Here is a 2,806-nt window from a genome sequence, read left to right on the forward strand (position 1 = left end):
GGCCTCGGCGGCCTCGGCGGACGATGGTCGTGGGTCGGTGCCGGCGGCCGGGCTCCGGCCGGTGAGCGTTGTCGAGGTTGTGCGGACGGCCGGGCTCCACCCGGTGGCGGCCGGCCCGTCCACCGAGGCGGTGGTGCTGGTGGCGGGCTCGCGGGCCGGCGGGGTCGTCCAACGTGCTCTGGAGCTGGGGCTGGACGTGCGGTACCGGCCGGTCCGGCTCGTCCCGCTGTTCGACGAAGCCGCGCAGCCCACCGCTGCCACGGGTGCGGGGTCTGTCGGCTCGGGGCCTGTCGGCTCGGGGTCTGGCCAGCCGCCGGGCGAGCTCGGGCGGAGCGCTCCGGCCTCGGGATCTGCCAGCTCGGGGCCTGGCGCCGTCGTCGAGCCGTCATGGTCCGCCGCCGGTGGCGGGCGAGGGACGGGAGAGAGCGTCGCCGGGGCATCATGGTCCGCCGCCAACGGCGGACGGAGGGCGGGAAGGGCCGTCGCCGGGGCGTCCCATGGCGGACGAGTTGCCATCGAATTACGACTGTCCGTGACAGGCTCCAGAACCTCCTGGGTGTACGGGCAGAGCTCCAGGGTGCCTGCGTCGACGTCGGGGGAGCCGTTGCCCGCGTCGTTGCTGACTGCGCTCGATCATGACCCGTTCGTGCTGGTCTGCCGGGTGACCGGCGACGCGCTGCTGGTCCAGCACGCCATGGCGTCCGCGCTGCCCGACCCGCTGCTCGCCGACCTGGTGGACGCCGGCACGTGGGTGCTGGCCGACGCCTCCTTCGGCTGCTGGCGGCTGGCCGGTCTCGGTGAGCCCACGGACGCGGCCACGCTCGTCCGGCTCGCCGACGACTACCCGCTGGAGGCTCCGGACCCGGTCGCATCGGCGGTGGCCGGCACGTCACCAGCGGCGGGCAGCGCGTCGTTGCGGCTGGAGGGGCGGGCGGTCGCGATCGTCCCGGCCCGTACCAGCGAGGCCGACGCCGAAGCGGCGCTGCTCGACGACGACGATCTCACGGCCGTCCCGTTGCTGCTGGAAGGGCATCCGCTCGCCGAGACCGCGTTCGTCGTCCGCGGCCGGGACAGGCATCTGCTGCTGGCCCCCGGCGGCCTGCTCGAACGGCTGCCGGTCGGTGAGCCGCTGTACCGCCTCGGGCCCGGCCCGCTGTTCCTGCCGGTCGGCTACCGGACGCGCCCGCGGCTGCCCCCGAGCGCCCGCCGGGCCCTGTTCGGCGCCGGGGACGACGTCGCCGTGGTGGCGCTGCCGGACCGGGCCGTCGCCTTCGACCTGCGCACCCGCCACCCGGTGTGGACGCTGTGGGCCGGCCCCGGCCCGCAGCTGGACCTCCAGCTCCCCCCGGAGATCGAAGCGGCGCTGGCGGACGTCGACGCGCAGGCCACCCCACGCCCACCGGAGCCCGAGCCGGCGCCGCAACCACCCGCCGGTGGCCTGCAACGCGCCCGCGAGCTGTGGAAGAAACTGCGCAGCCGCGCACCGGAGGCCCCCTCAGCACCGCGTACCTGGCTGAACGACGCCCTCGACGCCGAATTCGCGGACGACTGGGCCCGCGCCGCGGAGCTCCACGAACGCCACGGCGACCCGCTGCGCGCCGCCCACCTCTACGAACGCGCCGCCCGCCGTAACGGAACCCGCACCTCCCACAGAGACTCCCCGTGACCAACGGCCGCCTTGCGGCCCTCCCACACCGGAACGAGTGCTCAAGTGGCTGTTAGAGCAACCACTTGAGCACTCGTTATCGTGATCGCTTTTCTTTCCCGAGCACGTGGCTGAGGGTCGGTACCTCGGATGCCTTCGGCATCGCCCCAAATGGGGGTAAGCCGGGCGGCTTACGGGTCAGGCTGGGAGGGTTTTCACCTCGTAGGCCGACAGCCGGCCGTCCGCGGTGATCAACGGGACGTCCAGTGCCTGTGCCTGCGCTACCAGGAGCCGGTCGAAGGGATCCCGGTGATGGTCCGGCAGCGCCGCCACCCGCAGCACGTGGTCGTGCTCGATCGCGAGCGGGGTCACGCCCGTGCGCCGTATCCGGTCCGGCACGTAGCTGCGCGGCGGTTCGGGGAGGGCCAGTTTGCCCAGCCGGTATTTGATCGAGATCTCCCAGCCGCTGGCGGCCGACAGCAGGATCTCGTTGGCGGTGTCGGCCAGCAGGTCACGGGTGTCCGCGCGCAGGCGCCGCGGCTCGGCGAGCGACCAGAGCCATGCCTGCGTGTCGATCAGATAGCGGCTCACCGGTAGAAGCTGTCCTCGATGTCGTCGGGCAGCGGGGCGTCGAAGTCGTCGGGGACGGTGAACCGCCCCTCGTCGACGCCGATCTCGCGCATGCTCCGGGGGGCGAACGGGATGATCTTGGCTACCGGCTTGCCGCTGCGCAGGATGTCGACCTCCTGACCTGCCGCCACGGCGCGCAGCAGTTCGGACAGCCGGGTCTTCGCCTCGTGCACGCCGACCTGGATAGTGGGCTTAGCCATGAACTTAGTCTATCTCCGGGCTGGCGCAACGGAGCAACCGGCAGAGCGGCACCACGCAGTGGCGCAGAGCGGCACCGCGCAGTGGCGGGGTGCGCTGCCGGCCCTTCCGGACGGTGATGTCTTCCACGGTCATGTGGAGGAAGCGCGCCGCCGTCCCGTGGATACCTCCAGCCGTAGGTGAAAAACGTCATGGCAGCAGCGTTTTCCACCTACGGGTTCCGCGACCGTAGGTGGAAAACGTTGTGTCAGTAGCGGTTTCCACCTACGGCTGCCCGGGTTGTGGGAGCGAGGAGGGCGTGGATGGCGGCGGCGAGGGTGACCGGGTCGGGGT

Annotated in this window: 4 protein-coding genes; 1 reads left to right on the top strand and 3 read right to left on the bottom strand. The window is 72.5% G+C overall.

Annotated elements, in window-relative coordinates; translation table 11 throughout:
• Nucleotides 1–261: hypothetical protein (locus AC5LSR_RS20205; RefSeq protein ID WP_493468832.1), on the bottom strand; the 261-nt coding region annotated here is incomplete at its 3' end.
• A gap of 316 nt (nucleotides 262–577) precedes the next feature.
• Here AC5LSR_RS20205 and AC5LSR_RS20210 point away from each other — a divergent pair.
• A complete protein-coding gene (locus AC5LSR_RS20210) occupies nucleotides 578–1,666 on the top strand; it encodes a DUF8588 domain-containing protein (RefSeq protein ID WP_493468833.1) in 1,089 nt (362 codons plus the stop codon).
• Between the two features lie 177 nt (nucleotides 1,667–1,843).
• On the opposite strand, the gene AC5LSR_RS20215 is transcribed toward AC5LSR_RS20210, so the two are convergent.
• A complete protein-coding gene (locus AC5LSR_RS20215; RefSeq protein ID WP_250291566.1) occupies nucleotides 1,844–2,236 on the bottom strand; it encodes a type II toxin-antitoxin system VapC family toxin in 393 nt (130 codons plus the stop codon).
• On the bottom strand, nucleotides 2,233–2,475 hold the full coding sequence (locus AC5LSR_RS20220; RefSeq protein ID WP_250291565.1) for a type II toxin-antitoxin system Phd/YefM family antitoxin: 243 nt from the start codon (nucleotides 2,473–2,475) through the stop codon (nucleotides 2,233–2,235). The genes AC5LSR_RS20215 and AC5LSR_RS20220 overlap by 4 nt, the downstream gene beginning before the upstream one ends.
• Between the last annotated feature and the right edge of the window lie 331 nt (nucleotides 2,476–2,806).

The organism is Protofrankia sp. CiP1_Cm_nod4 (assembly GCF_982290645.1).